30 protein-coding genes are annotated in these 16,378 nt (G+C 71.2%); 16 read left to right on the forward strand and 14 right to left on the reverse strand.

What is annotated here, in order from left to right; all coding sequences use genetic code 11:
* Positions 1 to 4 precede the first annotated feature (4 nt).
* From ACK4TT_RS12970 to ACK4TT_RS13025, 12 genes are all read right to left on the reverse strand, one after another.
* Positions 5 to 619, reverse strand: coding sequence for a P27 family phage terminase small subunit (locus ACK4TT_RS12970; protein ID WP_410213113.1), 615 nt, complete (start codon positions 617 to 619; stop codon positions 5 to 7).
* A gap of 115 nt (positions 620 to 734) precedes the next feature.
* A complete protein-coding gene (locus ACK4TT_RS12975) occupies positions 735 to 1,070 on the reverse strand; it encodes a hypothetical protein (protein ID WP_410213114.1) in 336 nt (111 codons plus the stop codon).
* Complete coding sequence (locus tag ACK4TT_RS12980; protein ID WP_410213115.1) at positions 1,067 to 1,465, reverse strand: hypothetical protein; 399 nt, start codon at positions 1,463 to 1,465, stop codon at positions 1,067 to 1,069. The genes ACK4TT_RS12975 and ACK4TT_RS12980 overlap by 4 nt, the downstream gene beginning before the upstream one ends.
* A gap of 283 nt (positions 1,466 to 1,748) precedes the next feature.
* Positions 1,749 to 2,375, reverse strand: coding sequence for a transcription termination/antitermination NusG family protein (locus ACK4TT_RS12985; RefSeq protein WP_410213116.1), 627 nt, complete (start codon positions 2,373 to 2,375; stop codon positions 1,749 to 1,751).
* Positions 2,372 to 3,349, reverse strand: coding sequence for a helix-turn-helix domain-containing protein (locus ACK4TT_RS12990; RefSeq protein WP_410213117.1), 978 nt, complete (start codon positions 3,347 to 3,349; stop codon positions 2,372 to 2,374). Before ACK4TT_RS12990 ends, ACK4TT_RS12985 begins: the two co-directional genes overlap by 4 nt.
* Positions 3,346 to 3,609: a hypothetical protein gene (locus ACK4TT_RS12995; RefSeq protein WP_410213118.1), complete on the reverse strand. Its 264-nt coding sequence runs from the start codon at positions 3,607 to 3,609 to the stop codon at positions 3,346 to 3,348. Before ACK4TT_RS12995 ends, ACK4TT_RS12990 begins: the two co-directional genes overlap by 4 nt.
* Entirely contained in the window at positions 3,606 to 4,322 is a 717-nt protein-coding gene (locus tag ACK4TT_RS13000) for a DNA methyltransferase (protein ID WP_410213119.1), read from the reverse strand. Before ACK4TT_RS13000 ends, ACK4TT_RS12995 begins: the two co-directional genes overlap by 4 nt.
* Positions 4,319 to 4,645 carry a hypothetical protein gene (locus tag ACK4TT_RS13005; RefSeq protein ID WP_410213120.1) on the reverse strand — a complete coding sequence of 109 codons (327 nt, stop codon included), beginning with the start codon at positions 4,643 to 4,645 and terminating at the stop codon, positions 4,319 to 4,321. The genes ACK4TT_RS13000 and ACK4TT_RS13005 overlap by 4 nt, the downstream gene beginning before the upstream one ends.
* Positions 4,642 to 5,022, reverse strand: coding sequence for a hypothetical protein (locus ACK4TT_RS13010; RefSeq protein ID WP_410213121.1), 381 nt, complete (start codon positions 5,020 to 5,022; stop codon positions 4,642 to 4,644). Before ACK4TT_RS13010 ends, ACK4TT_RS13005 begins: the two co-directional genes overlap by 4 nt.
* A complete protein-coding gene (locus tag ACK4TT_RS13015) occupies positions 5,019 to 5,354 on the reverse strand; it encodes a hypothetical protein (protein WP_410213122.1) in 336 nt (111 codons plus the stop codon). The genes ACK4TT_RS13010 and ACK4TT_RS13015 overlap by 4 nt, the downstream gene beginning before the upstream one ends.
* Positions 5,355 to 5,744 carry a hypothetical protein gene (locus ACK4TT_RS13020; protein WP_410213123.1) on the reverse strand — a complete coding sequence of 130 codons (390 nt, stop codon included), beginning with the start codon at positions 5,742 to 5,744 and terminating at the stop codon, positions 5,355 to 5,357.
* 423 nt (positions 5,745 to 6,167) lie between these two features.
* A complete protein-coding gene (locus ACK4TT_RS13025) occupies positions 6,168 to 6,440 on the reverse strand; it encodes a hypothetical protein (protein WP_410213124.1) in 273 nt (90 codons plus the stop codon).
* A gap of 153 nt (positions 6,441 to 6,593) precedes the next feature.
* Here ACK4TT_RS13025 and ACK4TT_RS13030 point away from each other — a divergent pair, with 153 nt between their 5' ends.
* From ACK4TT_RS13030 to ACK4TT_RS13105, 16 genes are all read left to right on the forward strand, one after another.
* Entirely contained in the window at positions 6,594 to 7,079 is a 486-nt protein-coding gene (locus ACK4TT_RS13030) for a helix-turn-helix domain-containing protein (RefSeq protein ID WP_410213125.1), read from the forward strand.
* A 188-nt stretch (positions 7,080 to 7,267) separates the two neighbouring features.
* The gene (locus ACK4TT_RS13035) at positions 7,268 to 7,585 is read left to right on the forward strand and encodes a hypothetical protein (RefSeq protein WP_410213126.1); all 318 of its coding nucleotides are present in this window, start codon (positions 7,268 to 7,270) and stop codon (positions 7,583 to 7,585) included.
* A complete protein-coding gene (locus ACK4TT_RS13040) occupies positions 7,585 to 7,770 on the forward strand; it encodes a hypothetical protein (protein ID WP_410213127.1) in 186 nt (61 codons plus the stop codon). The genes ACK4TT_RS13035 and ACK4TT_RS13040 overlap by 1 nt, the downstream gene beginning before the upstream one ends.
* Positions 7,767 to 8,066: a hypothetical protein gene (locus ACK4TT_RS13045; protein WP_410213128.1), complete on the forward strand. Its 300-nt coding sequence runs from the start codon at positions 7,767 to 7,769 to the stop codon at positions 8,064 to 8,066. Before ACK4TT_RS13040 ends, ACK4TT_RS13045 begins: the two co-directional genes overlap by 4 nt.
* Entirely contained in the window at positions 8,063 to 8,305 is a 243-nt protein-coding gene (locus tag ACK4TT_RS13050) for a hypothetical protein (protein WP_410213129.1), read from the forward strand. Before ACK4TT_RS13045 ends, ACK4TT_RS13050 begins: the two co-directional genes overlap by 4 nt.
* Positions 8,302 to 8,436 carry a hypothetical protein gene (locus ACK4TT_RS13055; protein ID WP_410213130.1) on the forward strand — a complete coding sequence of 45 codons (135 nt, stop codon included), beginning with the start codon at positions 8,302 to 8,304 and terminating at the stop codon, positions 8,434 to 8,436. The genes ACK4TT_RS13050 and ACK4TT_RS13055 overlap by 4 nt, the downstream gene beginning before the upstream one ends.
* A 4-nt stretch (positions 8,437 to 8,440) precedes the next feature.
* Positions 8,441 to 10,375 carry a ParB/RepB/Spo0J family partition protein gene (locus ACK4TT_RS13060; RefSeq protein WP_410213131.1) on the forward strand — a complete coding sequence of 645 codons (1,935 nt, stop codon included), beginning with the start codon at positions 8,441 to 8,443 and terminating at the stop codon, positions 10,373 to 10,375.
* Entirely contained in the window at positions 10,372 to 10,839 is a 468-nt protein-coding gene (locus ACK4TT_RS13065; RefSeq protein ID WP_410213132.1) for a hypothetical protein, read from the forward strand. The genes ACK4TT_RS13060 and ACK4TT_RS13065 overlap by 4 nt, the downstream gene beginning before the upstream one ends.
* Positions 10,839 to 11,018 (forward strand): hypothetical protein, encoded by a 180-nt coding sequence (locus ACK4TT_RS13070; protein WP_410213133.1) that lies wholly within the window; start codon positions 10,839 to 10,841, stop codon positions 11,016 to 11,018. Before ACK4TT_RS13065 ends, ACK4TT_RS13070 begins: the two co-directional genes overlap by 1 nt.
* 17 nt (positions 11,019 to 11,035) lie before the next feature.
* Entirely contained in the window at positions 11,036 to 11,632 is a 597-nt protein-coding gene (locus ACK4TT_RS13075; RefSeq protein WP_410213134.1) for a 3'-5' exonuclease, read from the forward strand.
* Positions 11,622 to 12,800, forward strand: coding sequence for a DUF5131 family protein (locus ACK4TT_RS13080; protein WP_410213135.1), 1,179 nt, complete (start codon positions 11,622 to 11,624; stop codon positions 12,798 to 12,800). Before ACK4TT_RS13075 ends, ACK4TT_RS13080 begins: the two co-directional genes overlap by 11 nt.
* Positions 12,797 to 13,039: a hypothetical protein gene (locus ACK4TT_RS13085; RefSeq protein ID WP_410213136.1), complete on the forward strand. Its 243-nt coding sequence runs from the start codon at positions 12,797 to 12,799 to the stop codon at positions 13,037 to 13,039. Before ACK4TT_RS13080 ends, ACK4TT_RS13085 begins: the two co-directional genes overlap by 4 nt.
* On the forward strand, positions 13,036 to 13,296 hold the full coding sequence (locus ACK4TT_RS13090) for a hypothetical protein (protein WP_410213137.1): 261 nt from the start codon (positions 13,036 to 13,038) through the stop codon (positions 13,294 to 13,296). The genes ACK4TT_RS13085 and ACK4TT_RS13090 overlap by 4 nt, the downstream gene beginning before the upstream one ends.
* On the forward strand, positions 13,293 to 13,634 hold the full coding sequence (locus ACK4TT_RS13095) for a hypothetical protein (protein ID WP_410213138.1): 342 nt from the start codon (positions 13,293 to 13,295) through the stop codon (positions 13,632 to 13,634). The genes ACK4TT_RS13090 and ACK4TT_RS13095 overlap by 4 nt, the downstream gene beginning before the upstream one ends.
* A 144-nt stretch (positions 13,635 to 13,778) precedes the next feature.
* Complete coding sequence (locus ACK4TT_RS13100) at positions 13,779 to 14,075, forward strand: hypothetical protein (RefSeq protein WP_410213139.1); 297 nt, start codon at positions 13,779 to 13,781, stop codon at positions 14,073 to 14,075.
* Entirely contained in the window at positions 14,076 to 15,695 is a 1,620-nt protein-coding gene (locus ACK4TT_RS13105) for a recombinase family protein (RefSeq protein ID WP_410213140.1), read from the forward strand. It abuts the gene before it with no gap.
* On the opposite strand, the gene ACK4TT_RS13110 is transcribed toward ACK4TT_RS13105, so the two are convergent.
* Together ACK4TT_RS13110 and mutT are read right to left on the reverse strand one after the other, a co-directional pair.
* A complete protein-coding gene (locus ACK4TT_RS13110) occupies positions 15,660 to 15,944 on the reverse strand; it encodes a secondary thiamine-phosphate synthase enzyme YjbQ (RefSeq protein ID WP_410213141.1) in 285 nt (94 codons plus the stop codon). The two genes, ACK4TT_RS13105 and ACK4TT_RS13110, sit on opposite strands and share 36 nt — an antisense overlap.
* Positions 15,944 to 16,348, reverse strand: a complete 405-nt coding sequence (gene mutT / locus ACK4TT_RS13115; protein WP_410213142.1) for an 8-oxo-dGTP diphosphatase MutT — start codon at positions 16,346 to 16,348, stop codon at positions 15,944 to 15,946. The genes ACK4TT_RS13110 and mutT overlap by 1 nt, the downstream gene beginning before the upstream one ends.
* Between the last annotated feature and the right edge of the window lie 30 nt (positions 16,349 to 16,378).

A 16,378-nucleotide genomic window follows, 5' to 3' on the forward strand; every position in this document is an offset into this window, starting at 1 on the left:
GCGGCTAGTGCGTCTGCGTCGGGCCCGCCGACTTAAGCCGCGACATGCCGCCGATGGAGGTCGCGGGCGCGTCCCGCTCGTCGTTGGCCGGGGCCGGCGCGGACGGGTTGCCGAAGAGCGACGGGTTCTCGCGCGCCACTACGGTTTGATCCTTGAACAGCGCGTACTCCTCGCGCGGCGTCAGGCCGAACTGCTTGGCCGCCTCCAGCGCGTTCGCGAAGGCTTCGGCCCGCCAGCGGACCGCCGGGCGGTCCCGCTCCATGACCCCGCCCGAGACGGTCGGGACCGACTGCGACCGGCCGCCCGTGGCGAGGTCTTCGCAGGCCGCCCACCACTCGCCCATGTAGATGCAGAACATCGCGAAGGCCTGACGGTGGATCGGCTGCAGGCGGTTCGTGCGCTCCAGCTCGGGACCGAGTTCGTTCCAGATTTCGAGCGCCTTGGCGTGGTGCGGCTCGTGCAGCACGCCCGGCGGCCGAAGCGCGGTCCCGACCGGCAGCTCGGCGATGGCGGCGGCCACGGCCGCCCGCTCTTCCGCCTGCCGCTGGATCCGCGACTTCCGGGTCTTGACCGACCCGTGCAGCGCACGTTGCTCCTCGGGAAGCTTGCGACGTCCCATTGCGAGCCTCCCTAAAAAAAACCTGGGCCAAATATCGCGCCGGCAGTTTTTGAGTTAACCCGCCGGTCGCGGAGCGAGGGGCCCCAGACTTTCGCCCCCCCCTCCCCGGGCGGGGTCAGATGGCGGCGGCGGCCGCCCGGAGGGCGTCGAACTCGGCGGCGGTCAGGGTCAGGGTCGACCTCGGGCCCTCGCGGTGAACCGTGGCCGGCTTGGGCGCGTCGGCCATAGGCCCCTTGGCCGGGGCCATGTTGCAGTAGTTGTTGCAGGCGTCGTCGCCCGGCGTGCATCGGCCGGGCTTGCCCTTGTCCTCGTCGAAGCCGCAGACGTGAACGCCTTCGTGCGACTTGGGCTCGCCGCGCGCGGTGACAGTCACCGTGCCGTCCGGGTTGCGGGTGAAGTTGACGAAGGCCGGGTAGATCGGCGCGCTCGTGGTGACAGCGGCTTGGCTCATGGCATGACCTCACAGAGAAGCGGCCGGCGCAGGTGGCGGGCCAGGGCGTCGAGGGTCGAGCGTCCGCGCCGTTCGGCGGCTTGCTTCGGCCCGTTGTGGCAGTCGGCGCAGCAGGACACCCACAGCGCCTCGATCCAGAACAACACCTGATCGCCGCCGTGCGGGTACAGGTGGTCAGTCAGGCTCGCGCCGCGCACGCGGGGCGGGTCGCCCCAGGCCCCGGCGGCGCAATACTCGCAGAGCGGATGGTCCCGCAGGCGGCGGGCGCTGGCCCTGCGCCACCGGGGCCCGTAGCCGCGAGCGTGCGAGGAGCCGCGCCGGGCGTCGGCTTCGCGGTCGCGGTCCGCCTTCGTCCTGGCGGGTCGGGCGCGGAACACCTTGGGGCGTGTCGACATGGGCGCTCCCCAAGAACGGCGGCGCGGGCGGATGGGCCACCACGCGCCGCCAGTTGGGAGGAAACGCCCACTAGGGGCGGGTTGAGGCCGGGGCCTTGGCGTCAGGGCGCCGCGTGTCGGGGCGGGGAGCCGTTGGGCCGCAGCCCGGCCTCTGCCCCATAGGCCAGAACGCAAGAGGCCCGCCGGGCGTCTGCCGGGCGGGCCTCACATGGCTACCGCACTCGGCTTCGCGAGCCGAGTGCTTGATCCGTGTTCGCGACCGTCTCCTGCGGCCTGTTGAAACCTAGATCTTCCGAAGGTCGGCGGTCAGCGCCGCCCGGCCCTCGTTGAGGAGCGAGACGAGAACTGATTTGCGGGCCTCGTCAACACCGACGCTCAACAGCCCATCGACCACGTCGCCGAGCTTGCGCCATTGGCGGTGATCGCGGACGGCCGGCTTGGGGTCGTGCCTGGGCTTCGAGGCGTCCCGCAGCCCGAGCTTCACGAAGCCGTCGACCTCCTCGCGCCTGATGCGGTCGATAAAGGCCTGCGTCACGCCGCGCGGCTTCCACGGATCGCACATCACGCGGGCGACGCCGATGGTCGAGAAGATGGATTGCCACCGGTCCGCGTCCAGCGTGGCCCGCGCGAAGATGATCCGGGGGAACAGCGGCACGGCCTCGACCCCGCGCCGCTTGGCCGAGGCCTCGTCGAGCAGGCGCAACGGCAGGTAGACCTCGAAGCCCTGCTTGATCAGGTTCGCCCTGGCGGTCTTCTCCTGATTGGGCTTCGTGATGACCACCAGCCAAGGCCCGTCCGCCCGGCGTTCGTCGATGCGCCCCTCCTCGCGGACCCGCTTCGGGGCGGCCTGGGCGGCGTGCTCGACGGCCGCCACGGCGTTCAGGCTCGCAAGGTCGACGTGTTCGGTCATGCGGTCTCCCCGATGGGCGCGAGCTGCGCCCCGTGCTTGCGGATGATGCGCCCGGCTCGGGCGGTCAGGTTGGCGTGGGCGGTCCGGCCGTGCGGCCGGATCGTGCGCGTCTCGGGATCCCAGGCGGCCCGGTCGAGGTAGCTCGCCGCGAAGCCCTCGTCGGTCAGAGCGACGATTTCCGCCCGCAGCTCGCCCGGCCCCTCAAATCGGCGAACCGGCTTCGCCGCCGCGCCCTCGGAAAGCCCTTCTGCCGCGCCCGGCAGGTACGACCGCCAGATCTCGTCCCGCAGGAACACGTCGAGCCCCGGCCAGCCGTGATCGCCCTTGATGCGGTCGGGATCGCGGGCGCAGACCTCGACCGCATGGCGCAGCCGTTCGGGCGTCTCGACCTGACAGGCTCGCGCCCAGGCCGCGCGCGCCGCCGGCCAACGGGTGAACTTCCGGCCCTTGTAGGGCCACAGCCTGCAGACCTCGTCGAACCCATCGTCGCCCGGCTCGCGCGCGCTCGATGTGGGTTCATCTGAGGGATCATCTGAGGGTTCTTGCCCCCTCAAATTGAGGGTTTGCTGATCGCCGATTTGAGGGTTGGAAACCGCCGATTTGAGGGTTTCCCCATCCCTCATATTGAGGGTTGGACGGCGGCCCGGCCGGGCCGGGATCGAGGCCCGTTCAGCCTTCAGCGCGGCCCGCGTTTCGGGCCTGCGGTGCAGCACGTAATCGTTGATGCCGAGCGTCCCGTCCTTCCGCTTGCGCGGCTCGCGCGAGATCCAGCCCTCGGACCACAACCACGACAGATGACGCTCGACGGTCGAGCGCCCCATGCCGGTCATTTCCATGATCCGCGAGACGGACGGAAAGCACGTCCAATCCTCGCCGGAATGATCCGTGCCGGCGTCGCCCAGGACCACCAGCACGAAGCGCGGGCCGCTCGGAAGGCCGCTGTCGAACGCCCAGTTCAGCGCCCGGTTACTCATACCCAACCCCGCTCGACCGCGAGCCACCGCGGCATGGTGAAGAACTGCGCCTGATCGCCCTCGCCGCGCCGGACCTCGGATCGTGGCGCGAAGCCCGCGCGGCCCTTCCCGCCGGGCATGGGGGCGAGGAACAGGGCCTTGTCGGTCGACGATCCGGCGACCTCGCGAAGCGGCACGGTGACGGGCGTCCGGTCCGGCGGCGCGTCCGGCGGCCGGCCGAAGAGGTCCCGCTGCGGGCTTGGCGGCGGGCGGCGCTTCATTCGTCGCCCCCGAAGATCGACGGCTGCACGGCGGCCGGCGGGCGCTCGACGGAGAGGCCCAGGCCAGGCGAGCGCATGGCCTCCTCGACCGCCGCCGCGATGCGCCGGCAGGCGGCGTCGAAATAGCGCTCCTCGCGCTCGATCCCGACGAACCGGAGCTTCCGCTCAATGCAGGCGACGCCCGTCGTGCCCGAGCCCATGAACGGGTCGATGACGGACGTCACATCACCGGGAAGGTGGTCGAGCGCCCACCGCATGACGCCGAGCGGCTTCTGGGTTGGATGGTCGCCGCGCGGTTCCCTTTTGGCCCGAGCCATGCCGTTCCACAGGTAGCGGATGCGGCGAACGGCCTTCGGCAGGTTCGTCCATGCGAGTTCGCAGTCCGCGAAGTCGCCCGTCGTCATCTTGTCCCAGACCAACCAACATGAGCTTGCGGGCAAGGCGTAGTAGTTGCCCCCGAAGATGACCGCCCAACGCCCCGCCGCACGGACCGTCGCCATCAGCTCCGCAGAAATGGGGGCGTCATCCCAGGGGTCGTCGCCGTAGTCGCGCGCGCGAACCGCATTGCTGCGCGACCGGCTCTTCCCCGCCGCCTCGCCGATCCCGTAGGGCGGGTCAGTGACCACGGCGCCGAAGCCCCCCCCCAGGGTCGGCAAGACCGCGCGACAGTCGCCCAGGTACAGCGTCGCGTCGCCGATGCGCTCGACCCTCATCGCCCGGCGCGCTCCCGCGCCCGCTCGACGGCCGCCCAATCGGGCGACGTCAGCGCCACCGGCTCGACCCACGCCTCGTCGAAGTCGGGCAGGAACCGCCCGCCGGCCTGCAGCGCGAGCGCCTGGCGCAGCGCGTCCCGGCCCCGGTCGCCCGAGGCGACGAAATCCGCCGCCCCGACTTCGAGGATGCAGTCGTCGCAGCACACGAGCGTCAGCACCGCCTCGCAGGCGATCCGCCCGCCCCGCCGGCCGGGGAAGGCCGGAACGCATATGCGGGGCGCGTGGGTGGCCGTCCGGCCGCAGCCGGTCCGCTGACAGATCATGAGGGCGGCCTCCGGAACGATGGGCGGACGGCCTCGCGCAACGCCACCAGCCCCCGAAACTTGCGCCAGCGGTCGAGCCGAAGGCGTTCGAGATCGTGGTCGGCGGCGGGGATGACGAAGAACGCATCGAGCGCCGCCTCGCGCCAGAGCGAACGGATCCTGCCGTCGCGGCGCGTGACCCGCATGACAACCCCGTCGTCATCGACGCAGGCGACGGGCGCGAGGGTCCACGTATCCGCCTCGGGGTCGACGCAGTACGCCACCAGATCGCCCGCCTGGGCCGGCCTCGCCTTTCGGCCCTGGCGACGGACCTCCCGTTCGATCATGGCGTCGGACGCGGCTATGGTCGGCAGCGGAACGATCTTTTCGTCGCTCATCGCCCGCCCTCCCGCAGCATCTTCGCGTCGGTCGGCGTCCGCACGGGAAGCAAGCGCACGTAGCGCCATCCGGCCCGGCTCTGCAGGACGATGACGAACGGCCGCACGCACCAGGGGCAGTCGACTTCGAGCGACCCGCGCGGGGCGGTCCCGTCCGGCGCGCGCTCGACGAAGCCCAGGACGTTCCCGGCCTCCTGCGCCTCGCAGATCTGGTTGAGCGTCACCGTCGCTTCGCCGGGATCGCGGCGACACCACGGGCACACCGGGACGTCGTCGGGCGACAGCTCGTCGAGCGCGCCTGTCGTCGAGGCTGGAAGCTTCGTCGGTTCCATCTAGTCGACCTCCCCGATCCGGCGGCGGTCCGCCTCGGCGTGGGCGTGGGCGTCGGCGACGAGCATCGCGTCGAGCGCGTCCGCGCCGGCCAGGACGAACCCCGCCAACCACGGCGACCAATCGTTCAGGACGAAGGCTTTCAGCAGCGCCGCGAACGCCGTCGCGGCGGCCTGGGCGGCGGGCCACGCGGGCGGGAACCCCGCCTTGTGCCGGGTCACGAGGCCGGCCAGCGCCGCCGCCTCCATGCGGTCGGGCCGGCGACCCTCGACCACGGGGCGCGCGACCGTCCGCGCCTTCTCGATCAGCAGCAGCCACGCCCGCCGCGCGTCGGCGTGGTAAGCGCCGGTGACGGCGCTGCGGCTCACGAACCGGGTTCGCGGATCAGCCATGCCGCACCCCGCCGGGTTCGCGCGCGCGTGACCTCGGCGCCGCTAAGATTTCGTTAGGCTCAACTGCGGCCCTTGGCCGCGTTCCCCGCCCCGTTATTTCCCCTTTTGGTGTACCGCAAATGGACACACCCGCATCGGTAGCGTTTGGGGGGATAGAGTACGTGGCGTCTGTAGCACTGTACGATGAACTGAGAGTTGCAATGCTTGCACTGATTTGGACAGCGCCCACATTGTCGCATGAAACCTGCGGTAGACTTCTCGACGGCGCGGCGACAACCGCAGTCGCGACCGCCGTCGACCTCCTCGGCCTGGACGAACCCCGCCGCGCTACGGCCGCCCGGTTTGGGGCCTCGCGCCTGCTGAACTCGCTCTGCGCCGCGTGCCGGGCGTGCGAGCGGGGCCGGACCGGGGAAGCGCCGCCGCTCATGCACGAGCCCCCGTGGTCGGCGGCGTGAAGCTGTCGGGCGGCACGGCGCCGCGCGTGTAGGCGAAGACCTTCTCGCGGTTGGCCTTGCGCGGCTCGACCCGGTCAGGGTCGCCGAAGGGCAGGCACCAGAGGCGGACGATCTCGTGACTGACGCCCAGGGCGCGGCCGGCCTCCCGGTAGTCGATCCCCCGCTCGAACAGCCAAAGCGCCAGGGCCGGCCGCTGTTGCGGCGCGGGCGGCGGGGCGGCGGTGGCGAGGTCGTAGGCCAAGGGTCCGTCTCGGGAGGTCTTGGCCGGGGAACCTCTGCTGATTTGCCCCGTGGGCTCAAGTGAAAACTTGACAGCCGCAAGTCTTCCCTTGATTGGCTAAATGCGATGGCTCCCTCGCTCGCTCAAGCCTTTGCGCACCGGCATGTTCCTTACATGCCCAAGGAAGCCCGCATCGACCCCGACGCCCAGGCCATCGGCCAGGCCCTGAAAGCCATCCGAGAGCGCCTGGGGCTCCGACAGCCGCACGTCGCCGAGGCCGCCGGCCTGACGGCGCAGTACGTCAGCATGATCGAGACGGGGAAGGTCCCCGGCCTCGTGAAGCCGGCCACGCAGCGCAAGATCATCGAGGCCCTGAACGCCGCGCTCGAAGCCCGCGACGGCCGTGCGCCGAACCCGCCCGTCACGATCTCCGATCTCGACGCCGAATTGGCCGGCGTCGGCGACACGCCTCGCGCCCGCCTCGCCCGGATCGCCCGCGAGCTGACCACGGCGCCGGATCCCGAGCTGCGGCAGGCGGTGTTCCCGGTCAGCGACGGCGACGTCGTCATCTCGTTCCCGGCCCACATGACGCCCGAGGGCTTCAAGGAGCTGGAGGCCTATTTCGCCATCTTCCTCAAGGCGAACAACCGCGAGAACTAGACCGCTCAAGCCCGCCGCCACGGCGGGGCTACAAGCCGACTTAAGGTTTTCCTTGATCTAAAACTTGACAGAAACAAGCGAACGCTTGCTTTCTCTGCGTCGACCCCCGCCGGCCGTTCTGTCGATGGGCGACCGGAAAGGCTAGGCCCCCCTCTAGCCGTGGACCGGCGGGGGCTCGGGGCGCTTCCATGTCCAACCCGCCGCGAACCGGGTTCGCCGCCATCCCGCCGGAACCGGCCACGGGCCAGGTCCGCCGCTTCCCGCTTCAAGCCATCGCCGGCCGCCCTCACGAGGGCCAGGCCGCCGGCCCCGACGAGCGCGTTCTCGTCGTCTACCGGGGCGAGAACACGGTCTATGACAGCCCGGCCGCCCTCGCCGAGGCGATCCGCGCGGCGGCCCCCGCGCCCGTTCCCCCGCCCGTCCGGCCGCTGGTCGCCCTCCCCGACCTCATGGCCGGGATCGTCCTGGGCGCGCTGCTCTTCGTCGCCATCGTGGGGGCGCTGTGATGGGCGCGGTCGCCCGCCCCGCCGGGGCGCCGGTCGAGCACGCCGAGTGCGCCCGCTGCGACCGCCCGACCTTCGTCAACGCCGAGCGCGTCTGCCTGCGGTGCTTCGCCGACCCGGCGGCCTGCAGCATCGACGAGCTGATCGACGCGGCCCGCCGCTGGCCGTGGATCGGGGCCGCCGCATGAGCGCCGCCCGCAACCTCCTCGACGTGGCCCGCCAGATCCGGGGCCCGACGATCATCGAGCCCCTGGGGCGCCCCGTCGCCCTGGCGGACACCCGCGCCATGATCGCCCGCCTTCGCGAGCTGATCGCCGGCCGCCCCTTCGCCCTGGCGGTTCAGACCGCCCATCACCCGGACGTCGACCCCTTCGCGGGGATCGCGGTCAAGGTCGACGGCTTCGTCGTGGCCTTCCTCGGCGACCGCTGGAACGGAGAGGGCGAGATCCGCGCCGCCCTCCGCACCCTGGAGGCCGCCCTTTGACCGCATCCCCGCCCCCCGGCGCGCTCGATCGCGAAGCCTTCGAGGCGGCGCTCGCCGACCGCCTCGTCGAGCGCTCGACGTGCCGCCGCGACCACGCCCTGCAGCTCGCCCAGGCCTACGTCAGCGAAACCCTGGCCGACAACGGCATCGCCTACGGCGCGCCCGGCTGGTCCTGGGATCGCGACGGCGCCCACGATCTCGCCGACGAGCTGCTGCAGCTCTTCGAGGCCGCGTCGTGACCCGGCCCCAGGCCCCGGCGCCCGTCGCGTGGTTTCCGCCCCGCCGCCGGTCCCCCCTCGCCTTCGTCGCCCTGGCGCTCGCCGCCCTGACCCTGCTCGCGGGCCTGACCCGCGCTCTCACCGGAGCCTGACCCTATGGCCAAGACCCCCGCCCCGAAGGCCGCCGCCAAGGCCGCCAAGACCCCGAAGACGGCCAAGACCCCCACGGCCGCGGAACCCACCGCCCAGGCCCCGAGCGCGCCGGACGTCGCCCCCGACACCGCCGCGGTCGAGCTTCCCCTGCACCTGATCGACGACAACCCCGACAACCCGCGCGGCGCCGTCGACGAGGAAGCCGACGCCGAGCTGACCGCCTCCATCGGCGCGCGCGGCGTGCTGCAGCCGATCATGGTCCGGCCGAACCCCGCCGAGCCGGGCCGCTATCTCGTCGTCATGGGCGCGCGCCGCCGCGCCTGCAGCCTCGCCGCCGGCAAGCTGACCATTCCGGCCGTGATCCGCGAAGGCCTCGACGATGATCAGGCCTTCGAGCTGGCGACCATCGAGAACGTCGCCCGCAACAACATGTCCGCGATGGACGACGCCCGCGCCTACCGCCGGATGATCGACAAGCGGATGCAGGCCGACCCGAACCTGACGCTCAAGGCGGCCAAGGAAGCGGTCAGCCTCGTCGTCGGCAAGTCGGTCCGCATCATCGAACTGCGGCTTGAATTTCTGGAGAAGCTGCCGCCGATCAAGGTCACGGAACTGGAGCGGGGCAAGATCTCGGCCAAGGAAGCGACCGAGTGGATCCGCAAGCAGCCGAAGCCCCTCACCCTGCCGGCCGCCGAATGGCTCCTCGCGCTGGAGGTCTTCGACAAGGTCAAGGCTGACCCGATCCCGCGAACCGACTACATGCGGGACCGCCTGACCGAGTGTCACGCCGACGCCCGCTTCGACGAGGACGGCCGGATCAAGCGGCTGACCGAGTACCCCAACCAACTGCTGACCACGGTCAGTCACGTTCTCGACGACGGCGGCGAGACGGGCCGCTTTCAGATCGGCGTCAGTTGGGAAGCCGAGCGGCATCTAGAACTCAAGTTCGGCGACCTCAAGACCGCCTCGCAGCGCCTTCACGCCATGGACGGGCTGCGCCAGGAACTCGGGCTTCGCCGGCTCGATCCCGGCTATTCGACGCCTTGGCTCAACGGGCCCTTCGAGGTCCCCGACAGCATCAAGGACGAGATCAAGGCCGCCCGGAACAAGCGCGCCCAGGAACGGGCCGAGCGCGTCGAGCAGGACGCGGCCCGCGAGCGTGAGGCCGCCGCCCGGCAAGCGGCGGCAGAGGCGGAGAAGGACGCCGAGAAGGCGTTCCTCGACGCGGTCATGCAGCTTGAGGCGGACATCGTCGCCGAGATCGCAACTCAAGTCCGCGATCCCGAGGCCGATCAATCGCTCACCGAGGACGAGTTCCGGCGGCGCTTCCGAGAACTCTGGACGGGGCGCGGCGTGAAGGGGCCCTTCACCATCCAGCCGGGAGAGAACCCGCGCGATGACGCCACGCAGCTCGTCGACGGCGAGGGGCGGCCGAACATGGACCGGGGCGCCGGCCTGGAAGGTCGCCGCCGTTTGATGGCGCTCGCTCTCAACTTCGCGGGCGGATGGGCGCTGTCTTCGGGCCCCCTCTTCCGGACGCCTTGGAACCCCGACGCCCCGGCCGCCAAGGCCCCGCCTGAAATCCTGCCCCGCGACCGCTTCGTCGCCATCGTCGCCGACTGCCTCGGCGAGGACTGCGAAGACCTTCCCGAAGACCCGAGCGAAGCCCTCTTCGAGGCGACCGAGCGCGCCGGCCGGGGCCTCGACGCCTTCCTCGCGCAGGAGGGGATCGACTACGGCGCGGACGGCTACGATTGGGCCGAAGACGGCGCGATGCAGCTCGCCGAGCTCGTGCGGGTGGAAGGCCTGGGCCAGGACAGCAAACCCCCCGCCGCCGACGAGCCGGCCGGCGAGGAAGCCCAGGCCGAAGACGCCGAGATCCCCGGCTTCCTGCGCCGCCTTGCCGGCGCGGGCGAAGGTGCGGAGGCGCAGCCGTGAGCGACCTCCTCTACTACCTCGACGACTACACCGATGAGGTCATGCCGTGCGACCCGGAGCTTGACGCCTGGGCCGCATGGCTCGCCGAGCCCGATCCGGATTGGAACCGGCCCGAGGCGGCGAAGGATGGCGAGATCTTCGCGGCCTCGCTCGCCGCCGTCGCCGATCTCGAATGCGTCTGGCGGGACGGAGCGTGGCGGTTCGATCAGGCCGCCGAACAGGCGCTCCGCAACCGCAAGGCCACGTTCTTCCTGCGCCACGGCGAGGGTCAAGGCTGGTGGCCGGACAACAGCGGCGACACCGCCGCCGAAGCCTTGGAGCACGCCGGCCCGCTTCATGGCCCCGACGAAGGCGACCGCGCCTGGGTGGCCGGCCTGACCTGGGAAGGCTCAGTTCAGCTCCGGTTCGCGCGCACCGACGAGGGCCCGCGCCTCTACGTTCAAGCCCAGGTCGGGAGGGCGTGATGGGGACCCGTTCCGACACGCGCGCCGCCGACCGCGAACCCGGTTCGCAGGAACCGGCCGCCACCCACAAGCGGCTCCCGCTCCCAGTCCGCGTCGCCGTGATCGTGCTCCTCGCCTTCCTCCTCGACCTCGCCGCCGTCGCGGCCGTCCTGACCTTCCTCGAAAGGATCCAGTCTTGAAAACCTGCCATCACGTCATGGTCGACCTTGAGACGATGGGCACGCGCCCCGGCTCGGTCATCTGCTCAATCGGCGCCGTCGCCTTCGACCCGGTCAATGGGGTCATGGGCTCCCGCTTCTATCGCGTCATCGACCAAGCGTCGTGCGAGGCCGCCGGCCTGACGAAGGATCCTGCGACGGTCGAATGGTGGTCCCGCCAAAGCGAGGAGGCCCGTGAAGCCCTGGCCCGCGATCCCCGCCCGCTCTTCAATGTCCTGATCGAGTTTGCCTCATGGTGGCGCGATGTCGGCGGGGTCGAGCTGTGGGCCCACGGCGCGAACTTCGACGAGGTCCTGCTGTCGGCGGCTCACAGGGCCGTGCACGTCCCGGTCCTGTGGGATTTCTGGAACGTCCGCTGCACGCGGACCCTGTACGCGGCGGCCGGCGTCAAGCCGGACCGGGCCAAGGGGGTTCACCACAACGCCCTAACCGACGCCGAGAACCAGGCCGAGGCGGTCTGCCGCGCCTACCGGATCCTTGGGCTCGCCCGGCGGTCGGGCCCGGCCGCGATCCTGCACGCCATCGCGCGGCGGATCGTCGATGGCCGAGCGGAGGCCATGACCGATGGCCGATAACTCCCTGATCGAATGGACCGACGCGACGTGGAACCCGGTGACGGGCTGCGCCGTCGTCTCGCCGGGCTGCGCCAACTGCTACGCCATGCGCCTCGCGGGCGGGCGGCTGCAACACCACCCCTCGCGCGCCGGCCTCACGACGCCGTCCAAGGCCGGGCCCGTGTGGAACGGTCAGGTGCGCCTGAATTGGGATTGGCTAGATCAGCCGATCCGCTGGAAACGGCCGCGGAAGATCTTCGTCTGCGCCCACGGCGACCTCTTCGCCGAGGGCGTGCCGACGAGCTGGATTGACCGGGTCTACGCGGCGATGATGCTCGCGCCGCAGCACACGTTCCAAGTCCTGACGAAGCGTAGCCGCCGGATGCGCGACTATTGGACGAACTCGGGCGAGTTCGGCGGCGAGGCCGCGACCGCCGCCATGCGGATCCAAGGCCACGCTCTCGAATACCTCAAGACCGGGCGCTTCCACGCTGCCGGCTACGGCCCGCACTACGCCGCCGAGCTGCGCGAGCATGGAGGCCGGCTGCGCCGCCTACCCCTCACGAACGTGTGGCATGGCGTGTCGGTCGAAGATCAAGACCGAGACTTCCGGATCCGGGACCTGATCGAGACGCCGTCTCAGGTCCGGTTCATCAGCGCCGAGCCGCTTATCGGCCCGCTCCTCCTGCCGCGCGTCGACTTTCATTGCGATCTCTGCGGCGGAACCGGGATCCTCGCCAGATGGCCGCGCGGGCGCTGCCACCAGTGCAACGGCCGCGGAATTCTGCCGGCGGTCAGCACGGATCCGAAGATCGGCGCCCCCTCGACGCCGATGCGCCGCATCGACCTTGTCATCGTCGGCGGCGAGAACGGACCCCGGCCGATGCACCCCGAATGGGTTCGGAAGATCCGCGACGACTGCACCATCACTTCGACCGCGTTCTTCTTCAAGCAATGGGGTTCGCACCGCCCGGTGCGCTGGTCTGAGGACGGCCAAACGCCAGACTTTCCGCCGGCCCTGGCCCTCGCCGTCGACGGCACGGTGACACGCGGCCCCTTCCCCCTCGAAACCCTGCCCGCCACCGCCCCCCGGCCGCGTTGGTGCATCATGGCCGAAGTCGGCAAGAGCGCCGCCGGCCGCCTCCTCGACGGCCGCACCCACGACGCCATGCCCGAGGTCCGGGCATGACCGAGCGCGAGAAGATCGCGGCGAAGATCCGCGCCCTGCGGGCCAAGACGGTCGAGAACGGCTGCACGGAAGCCGAGGCCCTGGCGGCGGCGGGCCTTGAGTTCCAACCCACGACGCTGCGGAACGGCCAGCGCGGCGGCGAAGAGTACGCGAGGGGTAGAGCCGCAGCCGAAGGCGTCGCGCTGAACCCCGGCCTCGCCGCCCAGGCCGGGGCCGCCAGGATCGGGGGCCGCGCGTGAGCCTCGCCCCCCACACGGGCCTAGACCGGCTGATCGACCTGCTGCTCGAAGCGAGCCGGCCGGTCGAGCGGGTCGAGCTGACCCCCGCCGACGCCCAGGCCATCGCCGACCACGGCGACCGCATGAAGGTGTTCGCCCACGAGGGCCGCCTCTACTACCGAGGCTTCCGCGTCGCGGTCGCCGAGCGGTCCCGCGTCGTGGCGCGGACGGGCGCCGACAGCCTCGGCTTTCCCCTTCCCGAGCGGATCGCGTCATGAGCGCCGATCACGCGCTTGCCGCCAGTGTCCGCCGCCAGCGCGGAACCGCCGAGGACGCGGTCGGGATCGCCTGCGCCGAGCTGTGGCCCTGGGCCCTCCAATTCGCGACGAGCGTCCTGCGGGCGTCCAAGCACATCGAGCCCGCCGACCGGATGGCCGCCCTGACCACGGCCGCCGAGGTCTGGCCGAAGCTCTGCCGGCGCGTGGCGCTGATCGAGGAGATCGCCCCCAACTCGACGGCCGCCGGCTTCGAGGCGGACGCCGCGATGCAAGACCTGATCGAGGCCATCGCCCGCCAGCGCCAGGCGCGCGCCCCACGACGCGGGCAAACCGCCTGACATGAGCCCGCCGCCCGCCCAGGACCGCGAGACGACGCCCGGCCCCCGGCCGAGCGAAGCCGTGTTCGAGGCGGCGAAGGCTATTGCCCGTTGGATGGCGGCGGAGGATGCTCGCGCCGCACAGCAAGCCCAGGAACAGCGTTCGTGAGCGTGACCTTCGATCAGCTAGACGCCGAGATCGCGCGTCGCCTCTCGCTCCCCCGTGACGAGATCTGGGAGCCGCCCGCCTTTATCGACGTAACCCTTGATGAGCTGCAGATGCTCAAGCACGAGGCCGAAGCCAGCGCGCCGGCCCGTGATCGCACGTTCAAACCCGATGGCGGGGGAATAACGCTTGGCAGCGAGCCCCGCTATCGTGGACTTCTGTTGCGCATCGTAGAGACCCCAGGACCAATCAGGGTCAGGGGATGGGGTGACGACGAACCGGGTTCGCACGACTAGATGCGCGCCGCCCTCTACGCCCGCTTTTCGTCGGAGCTGCAGAACGCGGCCTCGATTGCCGATCAGCTCGCCGCCGCCCGCCGGCACGCCGAGCGGATCGGGGCGACCGTCGTCGCCGAGTTCTCCGACGCGGCGATCTCGGGCGCGAGCATGGCGAACCGCCCCGGCCTGAACGATCTCCTGGCCGCCGCCCGTCGCCGGCCGCGCCCGTTCGACGTCGTCATCTGCGAAGCCCTCGACCGCCTGACGCGGTCGGGGGGCGACGCCTGGGATATCTTCGACGACCTCAAGGCCCAGGGCGTGAAGATTTCGACGGTCTCCGAGGGCGACGTGAGCATGCTTCACGTCGGCGTCATGGGGACGATGAACGCCATCTTCCTCGACGAGTTGGGGAAGAAGGTTCGCCGGGGCCTGACCGGCGTCGTCATGTCAGGCCGCCACACCTCGAAGCCGCCTTACGGCTATCGCCGCAAGCTGGCCTATGACGCAGCCGGCGAGCCGATCCGGGGCGTTCTTGAGATCGACGAGGTGCAGGCCGCCGTCGTGCGCCGGATCTACGCCGACTTTTGCGCCGGCCTGACCGTGTATCAGATCGTCGCCAAGCTGAACGACGAGGGCGTGCCGGGGCCGGGCGGGCGGCTGTGGGCCTATACCCACGTCAACGGCCGGGCCGCCTACCTCGACGGGATCCTGCGCAATCATCTCTATGCCGGCGAGCGGGTGTTCAACCGGACACACAAGGTCAAGGACCGGCGGACCGGACGGCAGACCACGCGCGCCAACCCGCCGTCCGAATGGATCCGCCAGCCCGCGCCAGAGCTGCGGATCATCGACGAGCCCACCTGGGCCAAGGCCCAGGCCCGCCTTACGGCCATCGCCGAGCGCGTGGCCGCCAGCGGCAACGCCCAGGCCGGCAATGCCCCCAAGCGCCTGTTTTCGGGCCTGATACGCTGCGGCGTCTGCGGCGGCGGCATGCACACGTCGGGGACAAACCGGGGCTACCGTTGCCTTACCCGGATGAACAAGGGGCTGGCCGGCTGCACGAACGTCAGGAGCCCGCCGGCCGACGTGCTGGAGCGGCAGGTCCTTGACGAGGTCCGCCGCGACTTCCTGCATCCCGACGTCATCGAGGCGGCCGTGCGCGAGTACCACGCCGCCAGGCGCAAGGCGGGCGCGGGCGCGGCGGTCGAGAAGGGCCAGGTCGAGCGCGACCTTGCCGAGGCCAGGCGCCGGGCCGCGCGGCTTGTCGATCAGGTGGCCGAAGGCATCCTCACCGGCCCGACCGTGCAGGCCAAGCTCGCCGAGCTGGAGGCTCGCGCCGCCGAGCTGCAGGCCCGCCTCGACGAGCTGTCACGCGGCGCCGAGATCGTGCCGATGATCCCCTCGGCCGCCGCCAACTACCGCCGCCGGATCGAGGCGCTGCAACAGGCCATCGAGAACGCCGACCAGGGCACGGCGGAGCTGGCGCAGGCCCGCGAGGCGCTGCGCAAGGTCATCCGCGCCGTCGTGATCCACCCGCTCGAAGGCCGGGGCCAATGGCGGGCCGAACTGCAGGGCGACCTGACGTCGATCCTCCTCGCCGCGTCAGGCGACCGCGAAGTAAGGATGCGTAGGGGATGAGCCTTCGTCCTGGTGGCGGTAGGCGGGGCTCTCGGGCGCCACCTTCGCGACCCAGTCCTCGATGTCGCGGCGGACGTCGGGGTCGGCGTTCTCCTGGATCAGCAGGCTGGCCGAGGTGTGGCGGCAGAAGACGGTGAGCAGGCCCGTCGTCACGCCCTGGTCCGCGACCCAGGCGACGACCTCGCGGGTGATCGCGTGCAGGCCCTGGCCGGGCGTACGGACCTCCAGCGTGCCGGCCGCCTGCCTCATCAGATGACGTCCCGGAGCCAGGCGACGAGCGGGCCGTCGGCGGGGGGCATGGGATAGTCGTCCAGCCGGGCGGGCTTCACCCAGGCGGTGGCCTGGTGCTCGTGGGCCGTGATGCGCCCCTCCCAGCGGCGGATCAGGTAGAGCGGCATCAGGAGGTGGAAGCTCTCGTACTCGTGGCTGGCGAAGACGAAGGGGGCGAGGCAGGCGCGGGCCACCTTGATCCCCAGCTCCTCCTCCAGCTCGCGGATCAGGGCCGCCTCGGGCGTCTCGCCGGGCTCGACCTTGCCGCCCGGGAACTCCCACAGGCCGGCGAGCTGCTTGCCCTCGGGCCGCTGGCAGATCAGCACCCGGCCATCGCTGTCGATCAGGGCCGCGGCGGCCACGAGCACCATGGGCTTGGTCATGTCCGGCCAATAGCCCGACCGCGCCATATC

Origin of the sequence: Phenylobacterium sp., assembly GCF_046463815.1 — a bacterium.
In the GTDB taxonomy this organism is placed as follows: domain Bacteria; phylum Pseudomonadota; class Alphaproteobacteria; order Caulobacterales; family Caulobacteraceae; genus Phenylobacterium.

What these genes read in the sequence shown, in the direction of transcription:
- ACK4TT_RS12970 (WP_410213113.1), bottom strand. Translation starts at nt 619, where the DNA reads ATGGGACGTCGCAAGCTTCCCGAGGAGCAACGTGCGCTGCACGGGTCG.
- ACK4TT_RS12975 (WP_410213114.1), bottom strand. Translation starts at nt 1,070, where the DNA reads ATGAGCCAAGCCGCTGTCACCACGAGCGCGCCGATCTACCCGGCCTTC.
- ACK4TT_RS12980 (WP_410213115.1), bottom strand. Translation starts at nt 1,465, where the DNA reads ATGTCGACACGCCCCAAGGTGTTCCGCGCCCGACCCGCCAGGACGAAG.
- ACK4TT_RS12985 (WP_410213116.1), bottom strand. Translation starts at nt 2,375, where the DNA reads ATGACCGAACACGTCGACCTTGCGAGCCTGAACGCCGTGGCGGCCGTC.
- ACK4TT_RS12990 (WP_410213117.1), bottom strand. Translation starts at nt 3,349, where the DNA reads ATGAGTAACCGGGCGCTGAACTGGGCGTTCGACAGCGGCCTTCCGAGC.
- ACK4TT_RS12995 (WP_410213118.1), bottom strand. Translation starts at nt 3,609, where the DNA reads ATGAAGCGCCGCCCGCCGCCAAGCCCGCAGCGGGACCTCTTCGGCCGG.
- ACK4TT_RS13000 (WP_410213119.1), bottom strand. Translation starts at nt 4,322, where the DNA reads ATGAGGGTCGAGCGCATCGGCGACGCGACGCTGTACCTGGGCGACTGT.
- ACK4TT_RS13005 (WP_410213120.1), bottom strand. Translation starts at nt 4,645, where the DNA reads ATGATCTGTCAGCGGACCGGCTGCGGCCGGACGGCCACCCACGCGCCC.
- ACK4TT_RS13010 (WP_410213121.1), bottom strand. Translation starts at nt 5,022, where the DNA reads ATGAGCGACGAAAAGATCGTTCCGCTGCCGACCATAGCCGCGTCCGAC.
- ACK4TT_RS13015 (WP_410213122.1), bottom strand. Translation starts at nt 5,354, where the DNA reads ATGGAACCGACGAAGCTTCCAGCCTCGACGACAGGCGCGCTCGACGAG.
- ACK4TT_RS13020 (WP_410213123.1), bottom strand. Translation starts at nt 5,744, where the DNA reads ATGGCTGATCCGCGAACCCGGTTCGTGAGCCGCAGCGCCGTCACCGGC.
- ACK4TT_RS13030 (WP_410213125.1), top strand. Translation starts at nt 6,594, where the DNA reads ATGCCCAAGGAAGCCCGCATCGACCCCGACGCCCAGGCCATCGGCCAG.
- ACK4TT_RS13035 (WP_410213126.1), top strand. Translation starts at nt 7,268, where the DNA reads ATGTCCAACCCGCCGCGAACCGGGTTCGCCGCCATCCCGCCGGAACCG.
- ACK4TT_RS13040 (WP_410213127.1), top strand. Translation starts at nt 7,585, where the DNA reads ATGGGCGCGGTCGCCCGCCCCGCCGGGGCGCCGGTCGAGCACGCCGAG.
- ACK4TT_RS13045 (WP_410213128.1), top strand. Translation starts at nt 7,767, where the DNA reads ATGAGCGCCGCCCGCAACCTCCTCGACGTGGCCCGCCAGATCCGGGGC.
- ACK4TT_RS13060 (WP_410213131.1), top strand. Translation starts at nt 8,441, where the DNA reads ATGGCCAAGACCCCCGCCCCGAAGGCCGCCGCCAAGGCCGCCAAGACC.
- ACK4TT_RS13070 (WP_410213133.1), top strand. Translation starts at nt 10,839, where the DNA reads ATGGGGACCCGTTCCGACACGCGCGCCGCCGACCGCGAACCCGGTTCG.
- ACK4TT_RS13075 (WP_410213134.1), top strand. Translation starts at nt 11,036, where the DNA reads ATGGTCGACCTTGAGACGATGGGCACGCGCCCCGGCTCGGTCATCTGC.
- ACK4TT_RS13080 (WP_410213135.1), top strand. Translation starts at nt 11,622, where the DNA reads ATGGCCGATAACTCCCTGATCGAATGGACCGACGCGACGTGGAACCCG.
- ACK4TT_RS13085 (WP_410213136.1), top strand. Translation starts at nt 12,797, where the DNA reads ATGACCGAGCGCGAGAAGATCGCGGCGAAGATCCGCGCCCTGCGGGCC.
- ACK4TT_RS13095 (WP_410213138.1), top strand. Translation starts at nt 13,293, where the DNA reads ATGAGCGCCGATCACGCGCTTGCCGCCAGTGTCCGCCGCCAGCGCGGA.
- ACK4TT_RS13105 (WP_410213140.1), top strand. Translation starts at nt 14,076, where the DNA reads ATGCGCGCCGCCCTCTACGCCCGCTTTTCGTCGGAGCTGCAGAACGCG.
- ACK4TT_RS13110 (WP_410213141.1), bottom strand. Translation starts at nt 15,944, where the DNA reads ATGAGGCAGGCGGCCGGCACGCTGGAGGTCCGTACGCCCGGCCAGGGC.
- mutT (WP_410213142.1), bottom strand. Translation starts at nt 16,348, where the DNA reads ATGACCAAGCCCATGGTGCTCGTGGCCGCCGCGGCCCTGATCGACAGC.